General features: G+C 70.2%; 21 protein-coding genes. 8 read left to right on the forward strand and 13 right to left on the reverse strand.

The features are described from left to right. Nucleotides 1-34 precede the first annotated feature (34 nt). The 8 genes from PV734_RS00135 to PV734_RS00170 form a co-directional block, all read right to left on the reverse strand. Nucleotides 35-1546: a glycoside hydrolase family 43 protein gene (locus PV734_RS00135; protein ID WP_319288447.1), complete on the reverse strand. Its 1512-nt coding sequence runs from the start codon at nt 1544-1546 to the stop codon at nt 35-37. 333 nt (nt 1547-1879) lie between these two features. Then, nucleotides 1880-2314, reverse strand: coding sequence for a DUF2809 domain-containing protein (locus PV734_RS00140; RefSeq protein WP_319288448.1), 435 nt, complete (start codon nt 2312-2314; stop codon nt 1880-1882). Nucleotides 2315-2440: 126 nt separating this feature from the next. Continuing rightward, nucleotides 2441-3379 carry a hypothetical protein gene (locus tag PV734_RS00145; RefSeq protein ID WP_319091399.1) on the reverse strand — a complete coding sequence of 313 codons (939 nt, stop codon included), beginning with the start codon at nt 3377-3379 and terminating at the stop codon, nt 2441-2443. After that, on the reverse strand, nt 3376-3864 hold the full coding sequence (locus PV734_RS00150; protein ID WP_319091400.1) for a hypothetical protein: 489 nt from the start codon (nt 3862-3864) through the stop codon (nt 3376-3378). The genes PV734_RS00145 and PV734_RS00150 overlap by 4 nt, the downstream gene beginning before the upstream one ends. After that, nucleotides 3864-5090 carry a macrolide family glycosyltransferase gene (locus tag PV734_RS00155; RefSeq protein WP_319091401.1) on the reverse strand — a complete coding sequence of 409 codons (1227 nt, stop codon included), beginning with the start codon at nt 5088-5090 and terminating at the stop codon, nt 3864-3866. The genes PV734_RS00150 and PV734_RS00155 overlap by 1 nt, the downstream gene beginning before the upstream one ends. Further along, nucleotides 5087-6013, reverse strand: a complete 927-nt coding sequence (locus PV734_RS00160; RefSeq protein WP_319091402.1) for a patatin-like phospholipase family protein — start codon at nt 6011-6013, stop codon at nt 5087-5089. The genes PV734_RS00155 and PV734_RS00160 overlap by 4 nt, the downstream gene beginning before the upstream one ends. Before the next feature lie 123 nt (nt 6014-6136). After that, on the reverse strand, nt 6137-6703 hold the full coding sequence (locus PV734_RS00165; protein ID WP_319091403.1) for a DUF5134 domain-containing protein: 567 nt from the start codon (nt 6701-6703) through the stop codon (nt 6137-6139). A 60-nt stretch (nt 6704-6763) separates the two neighbouring features. Further along, on the reverse strand, nt 6764-7207 hold the full coding sequence (locus PV734_RS00170; protein WP_415924130.1) for a cupin domain-containing protein: 444 nt from the start codon (nt 7205-7207) through the stop codon (nt 6764-6766). 523 nt (nt 7208-7730) lie between these two features. On the opposite strand from PV734_RS00170, the gene PV734_RS00175 reads away from it, so the two are divergent. The 5 genes from PV734_RS00175 (at nt 7731) to PV734_RS00195 (ending at nt 12136) form a co-directional block, all read left to right on the forward strand. Next, the gene (locus PV734_RS00175; protein WP_319092005.1) at nt 7731-8627 is read left to right on the forward strand and encodes an RNA polymerase sigma-70 factor; all 897 of its coding nucleotides are present in this window, start codon (nt 7731-7733) and stop codon (nt 8625-8627) included. A gap of 77 nt (nt 8628-8704) precedes the next feature. After that, the gene (locus PV734_RS00180) at nt 8705-9202 is read left to right on the forward strand and encodes an Ohr family peroxiredoxin (RefSeq protein WP_319091404.1); all 498 of its coding nucleotides are present in this window, start codon (nt 8705-8707) and stop codon (nt 9200-9202) included. A 106-nt stretch (nt 9203-9308) separates the two neighbouring features. Continuing rightward, complete coding sequence (locus PV734_RS00185; protein WP_319288762.1) at nt 9309-11009, forward strand: L-aspartate oxidase; 1701 nt, start codon at nt 9309-9311, stop codon at nt 11007-11009. A 90-nt stretch (nt 11010-11099) separates the two neighbouring features. Beyond that, the gene (locus PV734_RS00190; RefSeq protein WP_319288449.1) at nt 11100-11846 is read left to right on the forward strand and encodes an SDR family oxidoreductase; all 747 of its coding nucleotides are present in this window, start codon (nt 11100-11102) and stop codon (nt 11844-11846) included. A gap of 116 nt (nt 11847-11962) precedes the next feature. Beyond that, on the forward strand, nt 11963-12136 hold the full coding sequence (locus tag PV734_RS00195) for a hypothetical protein (protein WP_319091406.1): 174 nt from the start codon (nt 11963-11965) through the stop codon (nt 12134-12136). A 26-nt stretch (nt 12137-12162) separates the two neighbouring features. Here PV734_RS00195 and PV734_RS00200 read toward each other — a convergent pair whose 3' ends face one another. Further along, nucleotides 12163-12831: a sigma-70 family RNA polymerase sigma factor gene (locus PV734_RS00200; protein ID WP_319288450.1), complete on the reverse strand. Its 669-nt coding sequence runs from the start codon at nt 12829-12831 to the stop codon at nt 12163-12165. Nucleotides 12832-13149: 318 nt separating this feature from the next. Between PV734_RS00200 and PV734_RS00205 the strand changes: the two genes are divergently transcribed. Further along, nucleotides 13150-15921: a helix-turn-helix transcriptional regulator gene (locus tag PV734_RS00205; protein ID WP_319288451.1), complete on the forward strand. Its 2772-nt coding sequence runs from the start codon at nt 13150-13152 to the stop codon at nt 15919-15921. Here PV734_RS00205 and PV734_RS00210 read toward each other — a convergent pair. Continuing rightward, entirely contained in the window at nt 15918-17483 is a 1566-nt protein-coding gene (locus PV734_RS00210) for a cytochrome bc complex cytochrome b subunit (RefSeq protein ID WP_319288452.1), read from the reverse strand. The two genes, PV734_RS00205 and PV734_RS00210, sit on opposite strands and share 4 nt — an antisense overlap. After that, the gene (locus tag PV734_RS00215) at nt 17480-17725 is read right to left on the reverse strand and encodes a WhiB family transcriptional regulator (RefSeq protein ID WP_319091410.1); all 246 of its coding nucleotides are present in this window, start codon (nt 17723-17725) and stop codon (nt 17480-17482) included. Before PV734_RS00215 ends, PV734_RS00210 begins: the two co-directional genes overlap by 4 nt. Before the next feature lie 191 nt (nt 17726-17916). On the opposite strand from PV734_RS00215, the gene PV734_RS00220 reads away from it, so the two are divergent. Beyond that, nucleotides 17917-18780, forward strand: a complete 864-nt coding sequence (locus PV734_RS00220) for an RNA polymerase subunit sigma (RefSeq protein WP_319288453.1) — start codon at nt 17917-17919, stop codon at nt 18778-18780. Here the strand turns inward: PV734_RS00220 and PV734_RS00225 are convergent. Continuing rightward, nucleotides 18737-19696, reverse strand: a complete 960-nt coding sequence (locus PV734_RS00225) for a sigma-70 family RNA polymerase sigma factor (protein WP_319091412.1) — start codon at nt 19694-19696, stop codon at nt 18737-18739. The genes PV734_RS00220 and PV734_RS00225 overlap by 44 nt on opposite strands. A gap of 186 nt (nt 19697-19882) precedes the next feature. Between PV734_RS00225 and PV734_RS00230 the strand changes: the two genes are divergently transcribed. Next, the gene (locus PV734_RS00230; RefSeq protein ID WP_319288454.1) at nt 19883-20338 is read left to right on the forward strand and encodes a hypothetical protein; all 456 of its coding nucleotides are present in this window, start codon (nt 19883-19885) and stop codon (nt 20336-20338) included. A 19-nt stretch (nt 20339-20357) separates the two neighbouring features. Here PV734_RS00230 and PV734_RS00235 read toward each other — a convergent pair whose 3' ends face one another. Beyond that, nucleotides 20358-20699, reverse strand: coding sequence for a hypothetical protein (locus PV734_RS00235; RefSeq protein WP_319198832.1), 342 nt, complete (start codon nt 20697-20699; stop codon nt 20358-20360). Between the last annotated feature and the right edge of the window lie 32 nt (nt 20700-20731).

A 20731-nucleotide genomic window follows, 5' to 3' on the forward strand; every position in this document is an offset into this window, starting at 1 on the left:
GAGAAAACGGATCGGAGGAGAACGCGGACATCGTTCACGGGGTGAGCGGCCGGTAGTCGAACCAGTCGAAGTGGACCGTGCCGGTCGCCGCGTACATGCCGATGACTCGTCCGGTGAAGCCACCGGCGACCTCGGTGGTCAGGTAGCGGCCGTCGAGGGTGGCGAGCGGGATGAAGGCGTTGTCCGGTTCCTCGATGCCGAAGGTGAGGAGGTCGGGACCGGTGCGGGGGCCGCTGGGCGGGGTGTCACGGACGTCGAGGCGGAGGATCACGGGCCCGGCGGGCACGGAGCGGGATGCCACGGTGGTGCGCAGTGGTCCGATACGGCTGAGGACGCGCACCTCGCCTTCGGACGCCTCGATCTCGTAGTGGTGTTCCTCGTCCAGGCGGACGGCGAGGCCGCCGCTGCCCTCGGCCGGGTCGACAAGGGTGCGTGCCTGGCAGGTGAGATGTTGTTGGCGGCGGCCGACGAACATGACGTCGGGTTCGTCCAGGGAGCTGCCCCGGGCGAGCAGGGTGAGTTGGCCGGGACGTTCTTTGGTGGTGCAGTGTTCTGCGGGCCGGTCGCGGAGGGAGATCCATCGCGGGTGCGGCTCGCTGAGGTCGAAGTCGTCGCGGACCTCTTCGGCGGGTCCGGGGAAGAGCGGCCAGTCGGGGGCGGGCAGGGCGGACGGGACCTCGCTGACGACGGGCCAGCCGTCCACCCACTCGACGGGTGCCAGGTGGGTTTCGCGGCCCAACGCGTGCCAGCCGGGGGTTCCGCCGCGCGGGCGGACGCCGAGGACGACCATCCACCAGGAGCCGTCGGGCGCCTGGACGAGGTCCGCGTGGCCGGTGTTCTGGATGGGGTGGTCGGTGCCGCGGTGGGTGAGGATCGGGTTGTCCGGGCACGGTTCGAACGGGCCGGTGGGCGTGCTGCCACGGGCGATGGAGACGCTGTGGCCGCGTTCGGTGCCCCCTTCGGCGATGAGCAGATACCAGTGGTCGCCGATCCGGTAGAGGTGCGGCGCTTCGGGAGCCTTGGCGCCGGGGGCGCCGGACCAGATTCTCCGCGGCGGGCCGAAGGTCTGTCCGGTGTACGGGTCGATGCGGACCTGAGACACTCCGGCGATGGTGCACCAGCAGTTGTTGTCCTGGTCCCAGGCGAGGTCCGGGTCGATGCCGGGGACATCGGGCAGACGGACCGGGTCGGACCAGGGGCCGGCGGGATCGGTGGCGGTGAACAGCATGTTGCCGCACCCCTCGGCCACATTGGTGACGATCAGCCAGAAGCGCCCTTCGTGGTGGCGCAGGGTGGGGGCGTAGACGCCGCCGGAGGACGGGGTGGCGGTGGTGAGACGCAGCTGGCCGGGCCGGTCGAGGGCGTTGCCGATCTGCGTCCAGTGCAGAAGGTCGCGGCTGTGGAAGACGGGGATCCCGGGGAAGTACTCGAAGCTGGAGCACACCAGGTAGTAGTCGTCGTCCACGCGACAGACGCTGGGGTCGGGGTGGAAGCCGGGGATCACGGGGTTCGGGAAGGTGCCGTCCGCCTGCTGCTTGTCTGACACTCGGTCAAGTCCCTTCGGAAGTCGGTGAATCGGCGTACTCGTCTGTCAGGGCGGCCCTTCCTCCCGGATCCTCTCGAGGGTGTCGAAGCGCTTCACTCAGCGGCGACGCTAATGACATGTTTCTCGCGAATCAAGAGGGCCGAAGTCGAGAAACTTCCTCGTCGTCCCCTTATTGACAGTCTGTGGGGAGTGGGGGCAGCGTCGAAGCGCTTCAACATCCTGTCCAGCCAGGGGTCGCCCAGTACACGCCTGCCGTCGAGCGTCCGGGTATCGCCGCGTTCCGTACGGGAGCGGAGCCGCAGCGCGCGGGCAATGCGCCGCAGGCGGTCTGTGTCACGTGCACGCGGTACGGCGACGTGCCGCACGGCGGTCCACCGCGGTGTGGATCAGCAGGCCCACCGCCGCACCGACCGTGTACCAGAACAGGTCGGGTGGATCGAAGGTGGAACCGAGCACGAGGCGGCTGACGGCGCTGCGCCGGGCGAGCTCCGTCGTCACCTCGCTGAGCTGCAGGAACTCGACGCACCAGCTGATCGCGAGCGCGGTTCCCGCAGCTGTCGGGGGAGTTGCTCGTGGCGCCACCACCATCACAAGGGTGAGCAGCAGGACGGTGTACAGCGCGTCTCCGCCGTACTTGGCCAGGCTTCCCGCGGCCACCGCACGCAGTCCCAGCCCCGCGCCGACGGTCAACACAGCGGCCCCGGCCGCCGCCAGACGGATCCGTGCCGGTTCGACGGCGCGGTCACTGGCTCCGGGGACGAAGGGCACAGGAACATCCTGCCGGACGTCCCGGCGCTCCTGTGCCGGCGGGCGGCGGCAAACCGATCGGCCACGGGACCGTTGCCGAGGGCCGCTCCTCGGACCGGGGATCGTTTCGGAGGCCGATCGAGCCTTTCACGGCAGCGGGTCGCGCTGCGCGAGGGTGGAGTCGTGGTGGGCGCGGATGACCGCGATCACCGTGTCGGCGGTGCGGGCCAGGTGGCTGCGGCCGTCGGGCAGTTGAGCCGTGGGACTGATGTAGCTCTGTGGACCGAAGTGGGTGGCCGGGTCGAGCCGATGCACGGTGATCTTCCCCGCGCGAACGGCCTGGTTCCATCCACTACGGCGCAGGAGCCGCCGGCGCTGAGGGAAGATCCAGGCGCCGATCTGCTCGATCCGGTCGTTCGCGCTGGTGAGTTGATACAGGTGCTCGGCATGGGTGAGGTCGTTGGCTCCGTTGTGGAACCCACCGAGTGTGATCAGCAGGAGCGGGCAGCGCAGCCGGCTGTGCAGCTCGTCGACCGCGCCCGTGGCGACCTGGGCGCCGCCGCTGTAGCTGAGCAGTACCACCGGCGTCCCGCTGTCGGGCCGGTAGCCGGCGAGCCGGAGCTGGGTGGCGATCTGAGAGCCGACGGCCCTGTTGTACAGGGGCCGGTAGCGATGGTCGGCTGCCACAAAGGTCTGCACGACGTTGTGCAGGAACAGCACCAGCCCGAGGTGGCGGCGCAGCCACGCCCACACCGGCCGGTCGGCGAGCGGGTCGGCCAGCGGTGAATAGGGCTGCACCTGTCCCAGTACCCGCAGTTCCGGCGCTCCGGCGATCAGGGCCTCGACCAGTTGGCCGCCGTCCCGGCTGTCACGTACGCGGCGTTTGCCGATGCCGTCGAGGTAGACGAGGTACGCCCCCGGTGGACGGTCGGCGGCCGCACCCCGGGCGTAGGGAACACCATCCGGGAGCACGGTGGCCGGAACCCGCCAGCCCGCGCCGTACGCCAGGACCTCGTAGCGGGCCAACAGCGCTTCGGCCAGCAGGGCGGGCCCGACCAGACAGGCCCAGAGCAGGAACCCGTTCACGTGGTCGCCTCCTGTGCTCGGGTCGCGCTGAGCCGCACGACAAGCCGCCGGACGGTCTCCACCGCGAGACCGAGCCCGGCCCCTGCGACGGCCACGCAGCCGGCGGCGCTCCACCAGCCCAGCCCGCTCGACGCGGCGAGCGGGCCGACCAGACCTGCCCCGACCCCGACGAAGAGCAGGAAGTGGAGCAGAGGCCCGAGCAACGGGAACGCGAGGACGGCGGCGAGCACCAGTGGAGCGACCATGCCCGGTGTCCACACCAGGCCGGTCCCCGGGGAAGGAGCGGACAGCACCGACTCGGTCATGGTCCGCGCGGTCAACGGCCACAGCGCGAACACCGCTCCCTCGACCAGGCCCGCGGGCAGCAGCAACCCGGCCACGAGGGTCCTCGACATACCAGGCCGACGCGCCACGAGCGGGAGGATGCGCCCGGCGGCCTCCGACAGCCCGGCGAACAGCAACAGGACAACCACCGTTGGGGACATCACTCGGCCTCGCCGTGCCGGACCGACGCGGACGGTTCACCGTTCGAGCCGGCCGTGTGCAGATACCGCTCGAGTTCGTCGGCCGCGCGCTCGTATCCCCCCGCCTCGCGCTGGGCGGTCCGCAGGGTGCGGGCGGCTGCTCGGAACCCGGGGTCGTCGAGCAGTCGCCGGGCGAGGACACGCACCGAGCCCCTCGCGACGTCCTGGGTACGCATCGACAGGCCGGCGCCGAGCTCGACGACGCGCCGGGCCACCATCGGCTGGTCGGCGCCCTGGGGGACCACCAGCAGTGGAACCCCGGCGTACATGGCCTCGTTGACGCTGTTCATCCCGCCGTGGGTGACGAACAGCGCCGCGCGGGCCAGCACTTCGGGCTGGGGCACGAAGCGGCGGGCGAACACGTCGGCCGGCAACGGACCCAGCGCCTCGGGATCGGTCTGCCCGGTGGAGACGATCACGGTGCCGCCCAGCGGGGCGAGCCCGGTGGCCAGGCTGCGCAGCAACTGGGGGTCGGCGTTGAAGACCGTGCCCAGCGAGGCGAACAGCACCGGGTCCCGCAGCCGGTCGGCCGGGAACGAAGGGTCGGGTGGCCGGGCGCCGATGCACGGTCCGACGAACCGGTAGGACTCGTCGAAACCCTCGACGGCGGGCTGGAACGCCCGTGAGGTGTAGACCAGGTTGAGCGGCTGACGGATGTTCGCCAGGTCGAGCAGGGGCAGCCCGTGCGCGTCGAAGCGGCGGTGCAGTGCCCAGCGGGACCGCAGATAGCCCTGGACACGGCGAGGTTGGGCCCTCGCCGTGGTCAGCAGGTCCCAGGAGCCCCGGGTAGGGCTGGGGACATGCCGGTCGAGGGCGAAGGTGGTGAACGAGGAGGCTGCCGGCACCCCGAGTTCACGGGCGGCCACCGCACCCCACAGACAGGCGCTGTCGTGGACGATCAGGGCGGGTCGGTCGCGGCGCAGGTCGGCGAGGACCGGGGGCAGCAACCGGACGGCGCTGCTCGCGAGCGACTCCATCCAGCTGACCGGCGTGGGCGGATCGGGCAACGGCTGGTCGCCCCCGGGGTACAGGTGGACGGTCGCGCCGGTCGCCTCGATCTCCGCACGGAACGCGGGTGAGGTGTGGTAGGTGACGGTGTGGCCGCGCCGGACGAGTTCGGCCACGACCGGCAGCGTCGGATTGATGTGCCCGTGCATGCCGATGCCGAGGAACGCGATGGTGCTCACAGGCCGGCCTCCGTTGTGGAAGAAATGGATGTCTCGCCCGGGCCTCTCGAAACCGCCGAGGTGTCGCCGACCCGATACAGCCCCGGCCCGCTGATGCGCAGGCCGTCCAGAAAGCGTTCCGCTGTGAGGCATGCGGTGCTGATCAGCCGCTGGGTCTGGCCGAAGTCCCACGGGGCGGGCCAGGCTTCGATGCCGGTCGGCAGTACGACGGTCGGGATGTGCCGGGCCACCTCGTGCAGATCGCGCTCGATCTGATGACGGAACAGGAGCAGCCCGGCTCTGGCCGCGATCGCGCCGGCACGTCGGCGCGGAACGGTGGGGCGCAGCGGTGCGCTCTCCGGCCCGGTCGCCACCACCACCACGCTGGCCGCTCCGGCCTGCAGGGCCGCCAGCACCGGGACGTAGGCGATCAGCCCGCCGTCGACGAGCGTCCGGCCCGCCCGGACCACCGGGGGCAGCATTCCGGGGATGGCCGCGCTGGCCAGCAGCGCGGACTCGAGGTCTCCCCGGTCGAGCGGCACGGCGGTACCGGTGACCAGGTCCGTGGCCACCGCGATGAACGGGACCGGCAACTCCTCGATCCGGGGCGGCAGCCCGGCCCGGGCGATCAGTCGGCGCAGGCCGCGATCGGTGAAGACGCTGGTCCGCGTCGACAGGTACCCGAGCGGATACACGTCCCGGCGCCGCAGTTGGGTCCACACGTGGTCCAGCCACGGCGCCGCGCTGCGGGGATGGGCGGCCGCGATGGCCCCGTTGAGGGCACCCACCGAGGTTCCGACGATCATGTCCGGGACGAATCCGTGGTGCTCCAGCGCGTACCCGGCGCCGATGTGTGCCGCTCCGAGCACGCCACCGGCGCCCACCACCACGGCCACGGGACGCGGAAGGCTGCCCAGGCCCGCCGTTGTGGGATTCCCTTTCATGATCCACCTTTTCGCCATGGACACGGAATCGGAATGCTTCTCCCACTAGGACCGGGCTGACACACGATGTGTGACACCGTGGGGGCCGGCTTTCGGGACAGCACGGTTGCCCGGCGTCGAATGTCAGTGGTGCATGAGCAGCATGAGGGCCGTGCCCATGGCCGTCGATCCCTGCCAGAAGCGGGCACAGGGCCCGCCGAGGTCGGTGGAGATGCTCACGCCGCCCGAAGCTCCACGCAGCGTGGGCATGTCCTGGGTCAACGACCGGAGAGCGTGGGCCAGCAGAAAGAGCGTCAGTGCGGCGGTGACCAGGTCGCCGGTGCCCGCGTCCGTGACGCCGCTGTGCCGCACCGGCATCCACGCCATGGCCGCCATGCCGACCGCGTGCGGTGATCTGTGCACGAGGTCGGCCCATCCGGGGCCACGAAGGCGGAGGCCGAGAACCGCGGTCAACGGGAACCACAGGGCCGCGGCGGCGAAGAAGAGGGCTGTCCACCCCGGCGCCGGCCCGTCACCGATCGGTTGCCACGGCATCACCGCCATGGCCGCCGCCATGACGGTGTGCAGGAGAACGTCGCCTCGGCCGCGCCAGCCGGCGCCCCGGGTGAGCGCGGCCTGCCGCAGCGTGTGAACGGCCGCACCGGCGAACAGCGCTGTCAACATGCCGTGCACGACATCAGCGGCGCTCATGCCTCACCGTGCCCTCCCACGGAGCGGACGGGCTTCCCTCGCGGTGACCCTGTACGGCGGTCAGCCGGTGGGCCGTGGGGCGCGGAGATGGGCCCGCTGGGCCAGTTCCTCCTCCTCGACCAGTTCGAGCATGGGCTTGCCCGGCGCGCACAGCATCGTCACGACGAACCGGGTGCGCGCGTCGGGGAGCGCGTTGCCGTCCTGGTAGTGGATCGGGTCGCCGCCCGGCTCCCAGAACGTCCCGCCCGCCTCGACCACGCGCTCGGGCTCGCCTTCCATCTCGAAACGGACGGCGCCCTCGACGACGTAGCCGAACGCCGGTCCCGAGTGGCGGTGCGGCGGGGATCCCGGGTCTCCGGGCTCCCACTCGACGAAGATGGTCATCGCCGACGCGCCCTCGGGGACGGTGAGCGGAGCGGTGTCCTGCAGCATCTTCGCCGCCGTCTTCCAACCCTCCGACGGGGTCTGTACTCCGGTCCCCTGCGCTGATTCCTTTTCCGACATGTGTCGGCCTCCCTCGGATTCACCGGGCCATGGAAGCCATGGCCCTCTCCAGTGATGACCGAGCTCCGGACGAATCTGTGACACCCACGACCACATCAGTGTCACAACGTTGGTATGAGTTCTGTTTTAGGTGGTGTGAGGGCCGACACCACCAGCACCTCACGAAGCCACGAAGCCATCAGGGGGGCCGCCGGTCCCTCGACGAGCCAGCTCCCACCGGCTCGCCTGCCGCGGCACAGGACCGTACACGCGCTGCCGACGACGAGACGTTCTGGATGTGGCCCGCCTCCCGTGCGGAGATGATCGCGGAACTGGAGGAGGAGGGTTTCGTCGCGCTGCCCGAACGGCCGGACGCGTCCGTACCGGCCGTCCGGCCGGCTCGGCCATGACGTGCTCCGCCCGGTCGTGACCCGCCTGCGTACCATGGGCGAGCGTTTGCGCGAACGGGTCGGAACTGAAGGCGGCACGCATGGGTATGAGGGACGGCGCGGACTCCCTCGACGGTACGGGCTCTCTCGCCGGCATGGACTCCCTCACCGGTTGGGACTCCCTCGACGAGGCGACGACGGTGTTCATGGCGGTGCGGCCCCGGCTCTTCGGCATCGCCTACCGCGTACTCGGCAGCACCGCGGAGGCGGAGGACGTCCTCCAGGAAGCGTGGCTGCGCTGGCAGCACACAGACCGTGGCGTGGTCCGTGACCCCAAGGCGTTCCTGGCCACCGTCACCGCCCGCCTGGCGATCAACCTGGCCCAGTCCGCCAGGGTGCGGCGCGAGTCGTACACCGGTCCCTGGCTGCCGGAGCCGATCGACACCCGCGCCGACCCGCAGCTGGGCGCCGAACGGGCCGAGGCGCTCGACCTGGCGGTGCTCTTCCTCCTGGAGCGGCTGAACCCCGTGGAACGGGCCGCCTATGTGCTGCGCGAAGCCTTCGACTACCCCTACCGGCAGATCGCGGACATGCTGGAGACCAGCGAGACCAACACCCGCCAGCTGGTGAGCCGCGCGCGCAGGCGCATCTCCTCGGAGCGCCGCAAGCCCGTCGACGCCACCGAGCACCGACGGCTGATGGAGGTGTTCCTCGCCGCGGCACAGACCGGCGATCTGGCTGTGCTGGAGGACATCCTCACCGAGGACGTCATCAGCTACACCGACGGGAACGGGCTGCGCGGGGCGTCCCGGATTCCGGTCGCCGGCCTGGTGCACGTCTCCCGGTACCTCGCCGCCTTCGGCCCGCGCTTCTGGCCGCACAAGGAGATCGAGTGGGTCGAGGCCAACGGCGGGCCGGCCGTCCTCGTCTCGGACGGCGGGACCGCGGTGGTCCTGCTGACCCTCGACATCTCGGAGCGCGGCATCGAACGGGCCATGTGGGTCATGAATCCGGAGAAACTGGCACCTTACGTGGCATCGCTGGGTCGCTGAACGGGCCGGGTCGTCACACCACCGGGCCCTCGTCGGTCAACCAGTGGTCCGAGACCCCACACACAGAGGTGCGCTCGATGACCGAACCGGCCCAGCCGCCCGACCTGTCCATCGAGAAGGACTTCGACGGGGACTCCTTCGCGCCCCTCTACACCACGACGGTGACCGTCACCGGCGGGACGGCTGCCCACGGGAGGGCCTCGGGCAGGGCGCGCTCGGACGACGGAGTCCTCGACCTCGACCTGCGCCTGCCCGCCGAACTGGGCGGCGACGGCCGCGGAACCAACCCCGAGCAGCTGTTCGCCGCCGGGTTCGCGGCCTGTTTCCACGGCGCGCTGAGCCTAGTCGCACGCCAGGTCGGGCTCGACCCCGCCGCGATTTCCGTCGAGGCGACCGTGGCGTTCGGCCGCAGTCCCGAGGACGGTGGCTACGTCCTGCACACCGACCTGGTCGTCGGTTGGGCCGGGGTCACCCCCGACGTCTCCGCTCCGCTCCTGCAGCGGGCCGACGCACTGTGCCCCTACGCGAGGATGTCCTGGCACGGCGCCCCGACCACCATCACGCCGACCTCCTGAAGCCACGGCAAGGGTGTCACAGACAGCGGGACTGCCCGGTCGTACTGGATGAAGACCCCAGCGATCGGAGTGGACCGTGGCTGTCACCGAACAACGTCTTGCCACCATGGTGCTGGTGATCGGCACCGGAGGTGCCGGTCTGCGCGCGGCGATCGAACTGGCCGAGGCAGGCATCGACGTCCTCGCCGTCGGCAAGCGCCCCAAGGAGGACGCCCACACGGCACTGGCGGCCGGCGGCATCAACGCCGCACTGGCCACCATGGACCCGGAGGACAGCTGGCAGCAGCACGCCGCCGACACCCTGAAGGAGAGCTACCTCCTCGCCGATCCGCGCACCGTCGAGATCGTCACCCGGGGCGCCGCCCGGGGCATCGACGACCTGGAGCGCTACGGCATGGCCTTCGCCCGGGAGGGGGACGGCCGGATCTCGCAGCGCTTCTTCGGCGCGCACAAGTTCCGGCGGACCGCCTTCGCCGGTGACTACACCGGCCTGGAGATCCAGCGCACGCTGATCAGACGGGCCGAACAGCTCGACATTCCGGTGCTGGACGGGGTGTACATCACCCGACTGCTGGTGCACGAGGGCGCCGTGTTCGGCGCGTACGGTTTCGACCTCACCAGTGGCAGGCGCTACCTGATCCACGCCGACGCCGTCGTCCTGGCCGCCGGTGGCCACACCCGCATCTGGCGGCGCACCTCCTCGCGGCGCGACGAGAACACGGGCGACTCCTTCCGGCTGGCCGTGGAGGCCGGGGCCAGGCTGCGGGACGCCGAGCTGGTGCAGTTCCACCCGTCCGGCATCATCGAGCCGGAGAACGCGGCCGGCACCCTGGTCAGCGAGGCCGCCCGGGGCGAGGGCGGCATCCTGCGCAACGCGCTCGGAGAGCGCTTCATGGCCCGCTACGACCCCGAACGCATGGAGCTGTCCACCCGCGACCGCGTGGCTCTGGCCGCGTACACGGAGATCAAGGAGGGCCGCGGCACGCCCAGGGGAGGTGTGTGGCTCGACGTCTCGCACCTGCCCCGGCGGACGATCATGACGCGGCTGCCCCGCGTCTACCAGACCCTGCTGGACCTGCAGATGCTGGACATCACCCGCGAGCCGATCGAGATCGCGCCCACCGCGCACTACTCGATGGGCGGAGTGTGGGTGCGTCCGGAGGACCACAGCACGGACGTGCGCGGCTTGTACGCCATAGGTGAGGCGTCGAGCGGGCTGCACGGCGCCAACCGTCTCGGCGGGAACAGCCTCATCGAGCTGCTGGTGTTCGGCCGGCTCACCGGACAGGCCGCCGCCGCGTATTCGCGGTCCCTGGAGGCGCAGCCGCGGTCGGCGGCGGCCGTCGCGGAGGCCCGTGCGGAGATCGACGACCTTCTCGCCGCCGACGGGCCGGAGAACGTGCGTGCCCTGCAACGCGCCATCCGCGACACCATGACCGAGCACGCGGGTGTCGTACGCGACGAGGACGGCCTGCGCGCGGGACTGGCGGAACTCGCGGTGATCGAGAAGAGGGTGCGGGACGTCGGCATCCATCCGGACATCGCCGGCTACCAGGATCTCGCCCACGCCTTCGACCTCAAGTCCGCCGCGCTCGCGGCCCGGGCCACCCTCGAATCGGCACTGGAGCGCCGCGAGACGCGTGGCTGCCACAACCGCAGCGACTACCCCGGCCTGGATTCCGCTCTGCGGGTGAATCTCGTGTGGTCCCCGACGGAGGGCGTCACCCGCGAAAGCATTCCGGACGTCCCCGACGAGATCTCCTCCCTCATGGAGGACGTGTCGACCACAGGGAAACTCGTCGAATAGAACGTGTCACAGAAAGAACGTGTCACAAAAAGACCCGGTGCCCGGTCTCTACTGATACAGGCATCAGGAAAACCCGAAAGGAATTCCCTCATGAAGGTCGTAGTGATCGGTGGAACCGGGCTCATCGGCTCGAAGGTGGTCGCCGGGCTCGGCGAGCACGGGCACGAGGCGGTCGCGGCGTCGCCGAACACCGGCGTCAACACGCTGACGGGCGAGGGGCTGGCCGAGGTCCTGCGGGGTGCGTCGGTGGTGGTCGACGTGTCGAACTCGCCCTCGTTCGAGGACGAGGCCGTCATGGACTTCTTCCGCACCTCGACGACCAACCTGCTGAAGGCCGAGGCCGAGGCCGGTGTGGCGCATCACGTAGCGCTGTCCGTGGTCGGCACCGACCGCCTCCAGGGCAGCGGGTACTTCCGGGCCAAGCAGGTCCAGGAAGACCTGATCAAGGCGTCCGGCAACCCTTACACCATCGTCCACGCCACCCAGTTCTTCGAGTTCGCGAAGGGACTCGCAGACGGGGTCACCGACGGTGACACCGTGCGTCTGCCCGACGCCAGGATCCAGCCCATCGTCTCCGACGACGTGGCGGCTGCCGTCGCCCACACCGCGGTCGGCGCACCGGTGGGCGGCGTGGTGGAGGTCGGCGGCCCCGAGGTGTTCCAGCTGGAGGAGTTCATCCGCATGGGGCTGACCGCCCTGAACGACCCGCGCAAGATCGTCACGGACCCGCAGGCGACGTACTGGGGCGCCCCGCTGGAGGACGACACCCTCCTGCCCGCTTCGGACGCCCGCCGGGCCGAGACGAAGTTCGCCGACTGGCTCGCACGGCAGAAGTGATTCCTCGGGGGTGGCCCTCACCGAAAGGAGAGGGCCACCCCCGCTCTGTGAAGGCGGGCCGAATTCATCCCAGCGAGGAAATGGCTCGCACTCCTCGTAGAAGTCATGGAGACACGATGTCCCTCATCGATGAGGACCGCGTCGACCTCGCCGCCACCTTCGTGTCGCTGACCGCCGAAGCCGCCGAGCTTCGCACCCGGGTCACGGAACTGCGCCAGGAACTCGCGGACCTCGGCGAGCGCATGAACGCCGTCTCCTCCGAACTGAACCGGCACACGGTCCGCCACTGATCCCCGGCCCACACCTGCCACGACGCTCACCGGGTGCCGCTCGCATCGGCGGACAGCACCCTCTCCAGGTGCCCGAGGTCACCGGTCTGGGCTGCCGAGAAGAACGCCTGAACGAGACGCCGGTGCGCGACGGCGTCGACCGGTTGCCCGCGGTGGTCCCCGGTGAGACGCCGCTGGGCGCGGGCGACCTGCTGCCTCGTGTTGACGATGCTGAGGCCCAGGATCCCGGCGATCCGGTCGTACGGGCAGCCGAACCCCTCCCTCAGGACGTACGCGGCACGCTGCCTCGGAGTAAGGGTCTCCATCAGCAGGAGAACCGCTCGTTCCACGGCGTCCTGACGCTCGGCCACCGCCTCGGGGCCCGCGTGGTGGTCCATCGGCTCCGGGAGCGAGAGGTCGGCACAGGACTCCCGGCGCTTCCAGGCGGACCGGACCACGTTGATCGCCAGCCGGACGGTGGTCGTCCTGAGCAGCGCCGACGGGTTGGTGACAGCCGTCCGGTCGGTGCCCTGCCACCGCAGCCACGTCTCCTGGATGACGTCCTCCGCGTCGTGCGCGTTCCCGACGATCTGCCGGGCAAGGGTGAGCAGGCCGGGCCTGGCCCGTACGAACACCCAGGTCGCGTCGTCCGGCGCGATGACGGACGTGCCCGTCGTTGCCCGGCTCCGCCAGGTCTCGGTCAGATGTGTGTCCACGTCCGGCTCCTCTGCTCCGTGGGTCAGCAGCTCGAAGGCAACCGGCACAAATGTCGCTCCCGAGGGCCGCCCGGCGCGCCCTTGGAAGGCCGTAGGGGACTGCGTGGTCGTACCGTGGTGGGCCCGTGGCCGACCCTGTCCGGACCGCCGTCACGCACGGCACTCGGCCCACCGCACGCACTCGACGTCGGAAGTTCTCCGCTTACGCAGCCGTTTACGATGAGCGCGGCTCGCGTCGGCCGCACCACGGCCGCAGTGATCCGGCAATGCACCGGCCGACGCACCGCCGGGAGGATCTGACTGACGTGGGAGAGCGCCATGACGAGCCGCGGTTCCGGAGCCGGACTCCTTGACAGGCGGGACGAGCGGCGGGCCCTCGACGACCTGCTGGCCGGCGCGCGGGACGGGCGCAGCGGGGTCCTGGTCCTGCGGGGTGAGGCGGGGATCGGGAAGACCGAGCTGCTGAAGTACCTGCGAGGGCGCGCCACCGGATGCCGTACCGTCACCGCCGCCGGCGTGCAGTCCGAGATGGAACTCTCCTACGCCGGCCTGCACCAGCTGTGCGCGCCACTGCTGTCGGGACTCGACAAGCTGCCGGAGCCGCAACGCGACGCTCTGCGCACGGCGTTCGGGCTGCACGGCGGGGCCGCGCCCGACCGGTTCCTGGTGGGTCTGGCCACGCTGAGCCTCCTCTCCGAGGCCGGCGGGAGCGAACCGCTGGTCTGCGTCGTCGACGACGCGCAGTGGCTGGACAGGGTCTCGGCACAGACCCTGGAGTTCGTCGCCCGCAGACTGCTCGCGGAGTCGGTCGTGCTCGCCGTCGCCGTGCGCGAGCCGACCACCGGTGAGATGTTCACCGGCCTCCCCGAACTGTCCGTGACCGGGTTGTTCGAGGACGACTCCCACACACTCCTCGCCTCGGTCGTCACCGGCCCGCTCGATCGCAGCGTGCGTGACCGTATCGTCGCGGAGACCCGCGGCAATCCACTCGCCCTGCTCGAACTGCCGCACGCGCTCACCGCGTTGGACCCCGTAGGCGAGTCCGGGCGCCCCGGCGCGGGGCCCCTGTCCAACCGCCTGGAGCAGGACTTCCTCCGCCGCGTCCAGGCGCTCCCCGCCGAGACGCAACGCCTGCTGTTCCTCGCCGCCGCCGAGCCCGTCGGCGACGTGACGCTGCTCAGACGAGCCGCCGAGCGGCTGGGAATCACCGTGGACGTGGCCGCGGCCGACGCCGAGGCGGCCGGACTGATGACCCTCGGTTCCTGGGCGCGCTTCCGCCACCCCCTCGTGCGTTCGGCCGCCTATCGCGCGGCAGGCCCGGCCGACCTGCGCGAGGTGCACAGAGCTCTTGCGGACGTGACCGACGCACGGCTCGATCCCGACCGCCGGGCGTGGCACATGGCGCGTGCGACGGTGCGACCCGACGAGGCCGTGGCCGCCGAACTGGAGCGTTCGGCGGACCGTGCGCAGGCGCGTGGCGGAGTCGCCGCCGCGGCGGCCTTCCTCGACCGGGCCGCCCAGCTGACGCCCGACCCCACGCGCCGTGGAGCCAGGGCGCTGGCGGCCGCACACGCCAAATACCAGGCCGGCGCGTTCGACGCCGCCCGGGAACTGGCGGGTGCGGCCGAGCTGGGCCCCCTCGACGAGCTCGGAGCCGCCCGGTCGACCCTGCTGCGCGGCCGGATCATGACCGCCTCCAACAGCGCCGGCGCCGGCCTGCCGCTGCTGCTCGAAGCGGGCAGACGACTGGAGCCGCTGGACGCCGGGCTCGCCCGTGAGACATACCGGGACGCGATCTACGCGGCCCTCACCGCCGGCCGGCTGCCGCAGGGCGAGGGGATCCTCGAAGTGGCCCAGGCCATTCTCGCGACGCCCACACCCGCCGAGCCGACACGCGACGATCTCCTTCTGGACGGCCAGGCCCTGCTGACCACGGAGGGCTACGCCGTGGGCGCGCCGATGCTGCTCCAGGCGCTGGCCGCGTTCCGCGCGGACGGGATCTCGCCGAAGGAAGGGCTCGGCTGGCTCCCGCTCGCATGCCGCCTGGCCCACAGCACCTGGGACTTCGAGAGCTGGTCCGTGCTGTCGGCCCGGCTCGTCGACCTCGCGCGGGGGACGGGAGCGCTGTCTGTGTTGCCGTCGGCGCTCCTGCTCCGTCTGTCGAACCGGGTCTTCGCCGGTGATCTCGCCGGTGCCGGCTCTCTGGTCGCGGAGGCGACGGCGATCGGTGAGGCGACCGGCAGCAGTTTCTTCGCGCACTACAGCGCGCTGGTCGTCGAGCCCTGGAGGGGCAGGGAGGCCGAGACCCGGCAGGCGATCGCAGCGGTCACCCAGGATCTCCTCCTGCGCGGGGAAGGCAAGGTGGAGACAGCAACGCAGTGGGCTGCGGCGGTGCTCTACAACGGTCTCGGCAGATACGCGGAGGCGTACACGGCCGCTCTGCGGGGTTGCGAGAATCCGCGGGAACTCGGTCTCTCCCTCCAGTCCACGGTCGAGCTGATCGAGGCTTCCGTACGACTGGGCAGACCCACGGACGCGGCCGCGGCGGTACGCAGAGTCGTCGACATGGCGCAGGCCGGCGGTACCGAGTGGGCCCTCGGCACCGCCGCCGGCGTCCGTGCTCTGGTGAGTGAGGGGCAGGCCGCCGACGCCTTGTACCGTGAGGCGATCGAGCGGCTCGGTGACGCGGGCGTGCGGATGGACCTCGCTCGGACCCACCTCCTTTACGGGGAATGGCTGCGCCGCGAGAACCGCCGGGCCGACGCCCGTGCCCAACTGGGCGTCGCGCACGACATGCTCGGTCACATCGGCGCCGGGGCCTTCGCCGAGCGGGCGCGCCGCGAACTCCAGGCGACCGGAGTGAGGGTCCGCAAGCAGCCCGCCGCGACACACACGACCCTCACCCCTCAGGAGGAGCAGATCGCCCGCCTGGTCCGGGACGGGCTCACGAATTCCGAGATCGGCGCCCAGCTGTTCATCAGTCCCCACACGGTGGAATGGCATCTGCGCAAGGTGTTCTCGAAGCTCGGCATCACGTCCCGCAAGGAGATCCGCACGATACGGCTCGCAGGCGAGGCGGCACCGGCCTAGGAACGGTCGTCGGCGCGACCCTTGTGCAGCGCCCGGTATTCCTGCGCGGTCGGCTTGATGATCTGCGTGCCCTCTCCGTACAGCATCTCGCTGATCCGGGAACGCAACTGCTGTGAGAGGCGGACGCCGGGACCGATCGGCCCGTACTGCTCGTGCTGGGTGAGGAGGTGGAGTTGTTCCTGGCTCAGCGGCTCGTGCACCTCGATGAACTCGCCGTCGGGCATACGCTTGATGATGCCGGTCTCACGCCCGTGCAGCACTCTGTCGCGGTCCCCGCGTTGAAGGCCGAGTGCCATTCGTTTGGTCAGCACATAGGCCGCGACAGGCACCACGATCAGTCCTGTGCGGACCGCCCACGTCACGGACTCGACCGCGACGTGCAAACGGATCGCGATGATGTCGTTCGCCGCGCCGATCAGGGAAACCAGATAGAAACTGAGCCACGCGACACCAAGTGCCGTTCGCACGGGCCGGTTACGGGGCCGGTCCAGAAGGTGGTGCTCGCGGGTGTCACGGGTCGCCCAGGACTCGATGAACGGATACGCGCCCAGGGCGAGGAAGAGACCAACCCCCACGGTCAGCGGAATCAGGTTGTCGAGCGCCAGGGTATGACCCCACAAGTCGACTTCCCAGCCAGGCATCACCCGAAGCAGACCGTCCGCCACACCCATGTACCAGTCGGGCTGCGACCCGGCGGAAACCTGGTCGGCGCGATAAGGCCCGTACTGCCAGACGGGGTTGATCTGTGCGACCGCGGCCATGACGAACACGGCACCGCACACCAGCAGGAAGTACCCGGCGGACTTGACCACCCGTACCTCGGCCGGCACGCCCACGGCATTGCTGTCGGTACGTCCACGGCCCGGGTACTGGGTGTGCCGGTGGCGGAGCATCAGGGCCAGATGGGCGGTCAGCAGTCCGACCATGAGACCCGGGATGATCAGCACATGGATGGTGTTGAAGCGGGCCACCAGCTCGGTGCCGGGGAACTCGCCTCCGAACAGGAACATCGACAGGTACGTGCCGACGATCGGAACGGACAGGATCGTGCCGTTCACCACGGCGAGGCCGGTACCGGAAAGCAGGTCGCCGGGGAGGTCGTATCCCGTCAGACCGGCGAACATGGCGAGGACCAGCAGCAGGAATCCGAACAGCCAGTTGAGTTCGCGCGGTTTGCGGAAGGCGCCGGTGAAGAACACCCGCATCATGTGCGCGAGTACGGCGGCGACGAAGACCAGCGCCGCCCAGTGATGGGCCTGCCGGATCAGCAGACCGCCGCGGACGTCGAAGGATATGTGCATGGTCGAGTCGAAGGCCTCCGACACCAGCTGACCGCGCAGCGGCACGTAACTCCCGTCGTACCGCACCTCCTTCATCGACGGATGGAAGTAGAAGGTGAGATAGACGCCCGTGATGACGAGCACGACGAAACTGTAGAGACAGATCTCCCCCAGCATGAAGGACCAGTGGTCCGGAAACGCCCGCCGCGCCTTTCCTTCGGCCGGCCGGCGGATTCCCAGTCTTCCTTCGGCCCATTCGGCGACTCTTTCCCCCTTGTTCATGGCAATGCCACCCGCGTCTCGGTTTCTCGCATCGCTCGGCGCTCGATTTCCGTTGTTCCGCCCCAGACGCCGTCCACGGGTCCTTCCCGCACGGCCCAGTCGAGGCACTGCTGCGCGACGGGACAACCGCCGCAGAAGGCCTTCGCCTCGTCGATCTGCCGAAGAGTGGGACCGCTGTTGGATATGGGGAAGAAAAGCTCGGGATCCACGCGAAGGCAAGCTGCCCGTTCACGCCATTCCATGGCATGGTCACCTCGTTCGGCAGTCAAAAAGAAGTGCGGTGTTGTTCTGTAAGACCGGGCAGCCGCCGCAGGTGTGACACGTGGTCGCGACGAGCCCGTGTCACACCGTCCGGCAGTTCCCGGTCTTACGGGGTGAGCCGACGCCCCTGCCGCGTGCGGGGCAGCGCGAGCGAGAGCAGCGAGGATGCCCTGTGGACCCGAGCGATGCGGTGCCGATCGACGAACTGTGGGAGGAGCGCCGGTTCCTGCTCGATGTCGCCCACTGGATGCTGGGCGACCCGGGCGCGGCGCGAAGCGTCGTCGACGAGGCGTACCACCGGTGGTACGGGCTGTCCGACGCCGTACGCCGACAGGTCACCGTCCCCCGGTCCTGGCTGGCGAGAACCGTGGGAGGGATCTGCCTCGACCGCCTCGCACGACCCGGCGGGGGACCGGCCCGCTACGAAGGAGGCTCCGCGGAAGGGCACGGGGCACAGCCGTCGGAGGTGGAGGAGGAGGCCGGGCGGGTGGTGCTGAACGCGCTGGAGTCGCTGTCGACCGCCGAGCGCGCCGCGTTCGTGTTCCGTGCCTTCGGGATGGCCCCGGCCACGGTCGCCGACATCGTTGGCCGTACCGAACCCGAACTCGCCGAACTCGCCGCACGGGCAAGGCAGTGGCTGGAACTGCGCCGCACCAGTTCCACGACACCGCGGCAACATGACTTTGTCGCCCACGCCGTGCGCCGGGCATGCGTCACCGAGGACCAGGAACTGCTCACGTCGCTGCTGTGCTCGGACGCGACGGCGTTCTTCGACGGGGGCGGCAAGGTACGGGCGTTGACCGGACCGGTCCACGGCTGTCGGCTGGTCGCCGACAGCCTCCTGACGCTCCTGGCCCGAAGCCCGCACACCACCCTGAGCACCCATTCCGTCAACGGCCGGACCGGTCTCGTCGCCCGCTACGGCAGCGAGGTCGCCGCCGTCATCAGCCTCGACGTCTCGGACGGCCGGGTGGCCCAGGTCTGGGTCATGCTCAACCCCGACAAACTGCGCTCCTGGAACCACCGCCCCGCATGAGACCGGGCGTTGCTGTGACGCGGGAACGGGAATCGAGGAAGGCGGCGATCTTGCTCGGCGTGAACACCCACAGCACCTGGTGAACGCCGTGCTGCGAGGCGGCCGCGGTCATGAAAGCGACCGTGCGGCCGTCCCGCCGGACCAGCACGCCCGTAGCCCCGTTGGCGTCGACCAGCTCGGGCACCGTGTCCCGCCACAACTGCCGATAGGCCGCGAGCCTCGCCACCCGGGCACGGCCCAGCACAGGCACCCGGGCACAGCCCCGCATGCCGTTGCCGTCGGAAAGGCTGACGACATCGGGCGCGAGCAGGGCTTCCAGTGACGCCACGTCTCCTGTTCTGGCCGCTGAGACGAAGGCGCTGAGGAGCCGTCGGTGTTCAGCCGCGTCCACGGACTCCCGCCGCTCGTCCAGCAGGTGCCGCCGGGCACGGCTGACGATCTTCCGCACATTGACGAGGCTGACCTCGAGCATGTCGGCGATCTCGGTGTAGGCGTAGTCGAACGCCTCGCGCAGGACGTAGGCGGCGCGCTCGACGGGAGTCAGTTTCTCCAGCACCAGCAGCAGCGCCAACTCCACCGTCTCCGCGTGCTCGGCACCGATCGCGGGGTCCGCGCTGGTGTCGACGGGTTCCGGCAGCCACGGTCCGATGTACGTCTCCCGACGCAGGCGTGCCGACTGCGCGACGTTGATGGCGAGGCGGGTCGTGGCGCTCGACAGGAAGGCCCCGGGACTCAGCACCACCGAGCGGTCGGTCTTCTGCCAGCGCAGCCATACCTCCTGCACCACGTCCTCGGCCTCGACCGTGCTGCCGAGCATGCGGTAGGCGATCCCGAAGAGGCGCCTGCGGTGGCGCATGAAGACGGCGACAGCGTCCTCGATGTCGTCGGGTGAGGTGGGGAACGTTTCGACATGCATGATCCATCGGCCTCCGTTGCTACGGTTCATCCGCTGCATGGACCGTGACCGACCCGCCCTTGTGACAGAACCGGACGATGTGTTTTCACGGACCTGCGAAATGCCACTGTTCGAGACACTGAGATGCTCTGTCTGACACGCAAGCACTGCATATGATGTCGACAAGGGTTGAGGAGGGGAGAACCGATGGTCTCCGCGAGCCGTACGGCACACAGCATCGAGGTCACCGCCGAGGGCCTTCAGGAGGAACTGGCCCGCTTGCAGTTCCAGAAGCAGGCGCTGGAAAGGGAGTTGGCGGCAGTCGTCGCACATCTCGGCTCGGTACAGCTGGCCCTCGCTGCCCTGGAGAGCGCGTTGGTCGCACCGGCCGCCGCTCCTGGGACGGACGAGCACACCGCGCCCGGCTCCGCACGGACGGACACCGACGCGGACAAGCAGTACGGAAAGCTCACCGAGCAGATCCTGGCCTACTTCGCCGAGGCCGGTGACGTCGAGGTACGGGCCCGTGACGTCGCGGCCGCGCTCGGCCGTGACGCCGACAGCGGAAGCATCAACGCGGTCCGCAGCACACTCGACCGCCTCGTCGCCTCCTCCCGCGTCCAGCGCGCCGGCCGGGGCCTGTACCGCACCGGGCGTTCCTAGCGCACGGCGGTCACGGCGGTCACCGCGACGAACCGAGGATCACCACGACACACGCGATCATCGCCAGGGTGATCAGAGCCATCCCGGTGAGTGTTCCCCGCAGCCAGTGCCGGATCCTGACGCGGTGCTGCGCCTCCAGCGCGCTCGTGCGTTCGGCGATGTGATCGGTCACCAGGTGCGCGACGTGTCTCTGCTCGGCGACGTACCACTGCTCGATGTGCCGCTTCTGCTCGGGGGTGAGCCCCTCCACGCGCGCGGTGAAGTCCGCGACGCGGCGGTATGTCGCTCCCATGTGAGCCTCCCGGTACAGGAAGCCCTCGATGTCGGGCAGGCCGCGCGCGGCCTCCTCGCGTGCGGCCACGGTGTACCCCCGATGGAAACGAGAACCCCACA

Source organism: Streptomyces sp. AK08-02 (assembly GCF_033795085.1).
Classification (GTDB): domain Bacteria; phylum Actinomycetota; class Actinomycetes; order Streptomycetales; family Streptomycetaceae; genus Streptomyces; species Streptomyces echiniscabiei.

Coding starts and splice junctions, on each gene's coding strand:
- PV734_RS00150 (WP_319091400.1), bottom strand. CDS start 3,864: ATGTCCCCAACGGTGGTTGTCCTGTTGCTGTTCGCCGGGCTGTCGGAG.
- PV734_RS00160 (WP_319091402.1), bottom strand. CDS start 6,013: ATGAAAGGGAATCCCACAACGGCGGGCCTGGGCAGCCTTCCGCGTCCC.
- PV734_RS00165 (WP_319091403.1), bottom strand. CDS start 6,703: ATGAGCGCCGCTGATGTCGTGCACGGCATGTTGACAGCGCTGTTCGCC.
- PV734_RS00170 (WP_415924130.1), bottom strand. CDS start 7,207: ATGTCGGAAAAGGAATCAGCGCAGGGGACCGGAGTACAGACCCCGTCG.
- PV734_RS00175 (WP_319092005.1), top strand. CDS start 7,731: ATGGACTCCCTCACCGGTTGGGACTCCCTCGACGAGGCGACGACGGTG.
- PV734_RS00180 (WP_319091404.1), top strand. CDS start 8,705: ATGACCGAACCGGCCCAGCCGCCCGACCTGTCCATCGAGAAGGACTTC.
- PV734_RS00185 (WP_319288762.1), top strand. CDS start 9,309: ATGGTGCTGGTGATCGGCACCGGAGGTGCCGGTCTGCGCGCGGCGATC.
- PV734_RS00190 (WP_319288449.1), top strand. CDS start 11,100: ATGAAGGTCGTAGTGATCGGTGGAACCGGGCTCATCGGCTCGAAGGTG.
- PV734_RS00195 (WP_319091406.1), top strand. CDS start 11,963: ATGTCCCTCATCGATGAGGACCGCGTCGACCTCGCCGCCACCTTCGTG.
- PV734_RS00205 (WP_319288451.1), top strand. CDS start 13,150: ATGACGAGCCGCGGTTCCGGAGCCGGACTCCTTGACAGGCGGGACGAG.
- PV734_RS00210 (WP_319288452.1), bottom strand. CDS start 17,483: ATGAACAAGGGGGAAAGAGTCGCCGAATGGGCCGAAGGAAGACTGGGA.
- PV734_RS00215 (WP_319091410.1), bottom strand. CDS start 17,725: ATGGAATGGCGTGAACGGGCAGCTTGCCTTCGCGTGGATCCCGAGCTT.
- PV734_RS00225 (WP_319091412.1), bottom strand. CDS start 19,696: ATGCATGTCGAAACGTTCCCCACCTCACCCGACGACATCGAGGACGCT.
- PV734_RS00230 (WP_319288454.1), top strand. CDS start 19,883: ATGGTCTCCGCGAGCCGTACGGCACACAGCATCGAGGTCACCGCCGAG.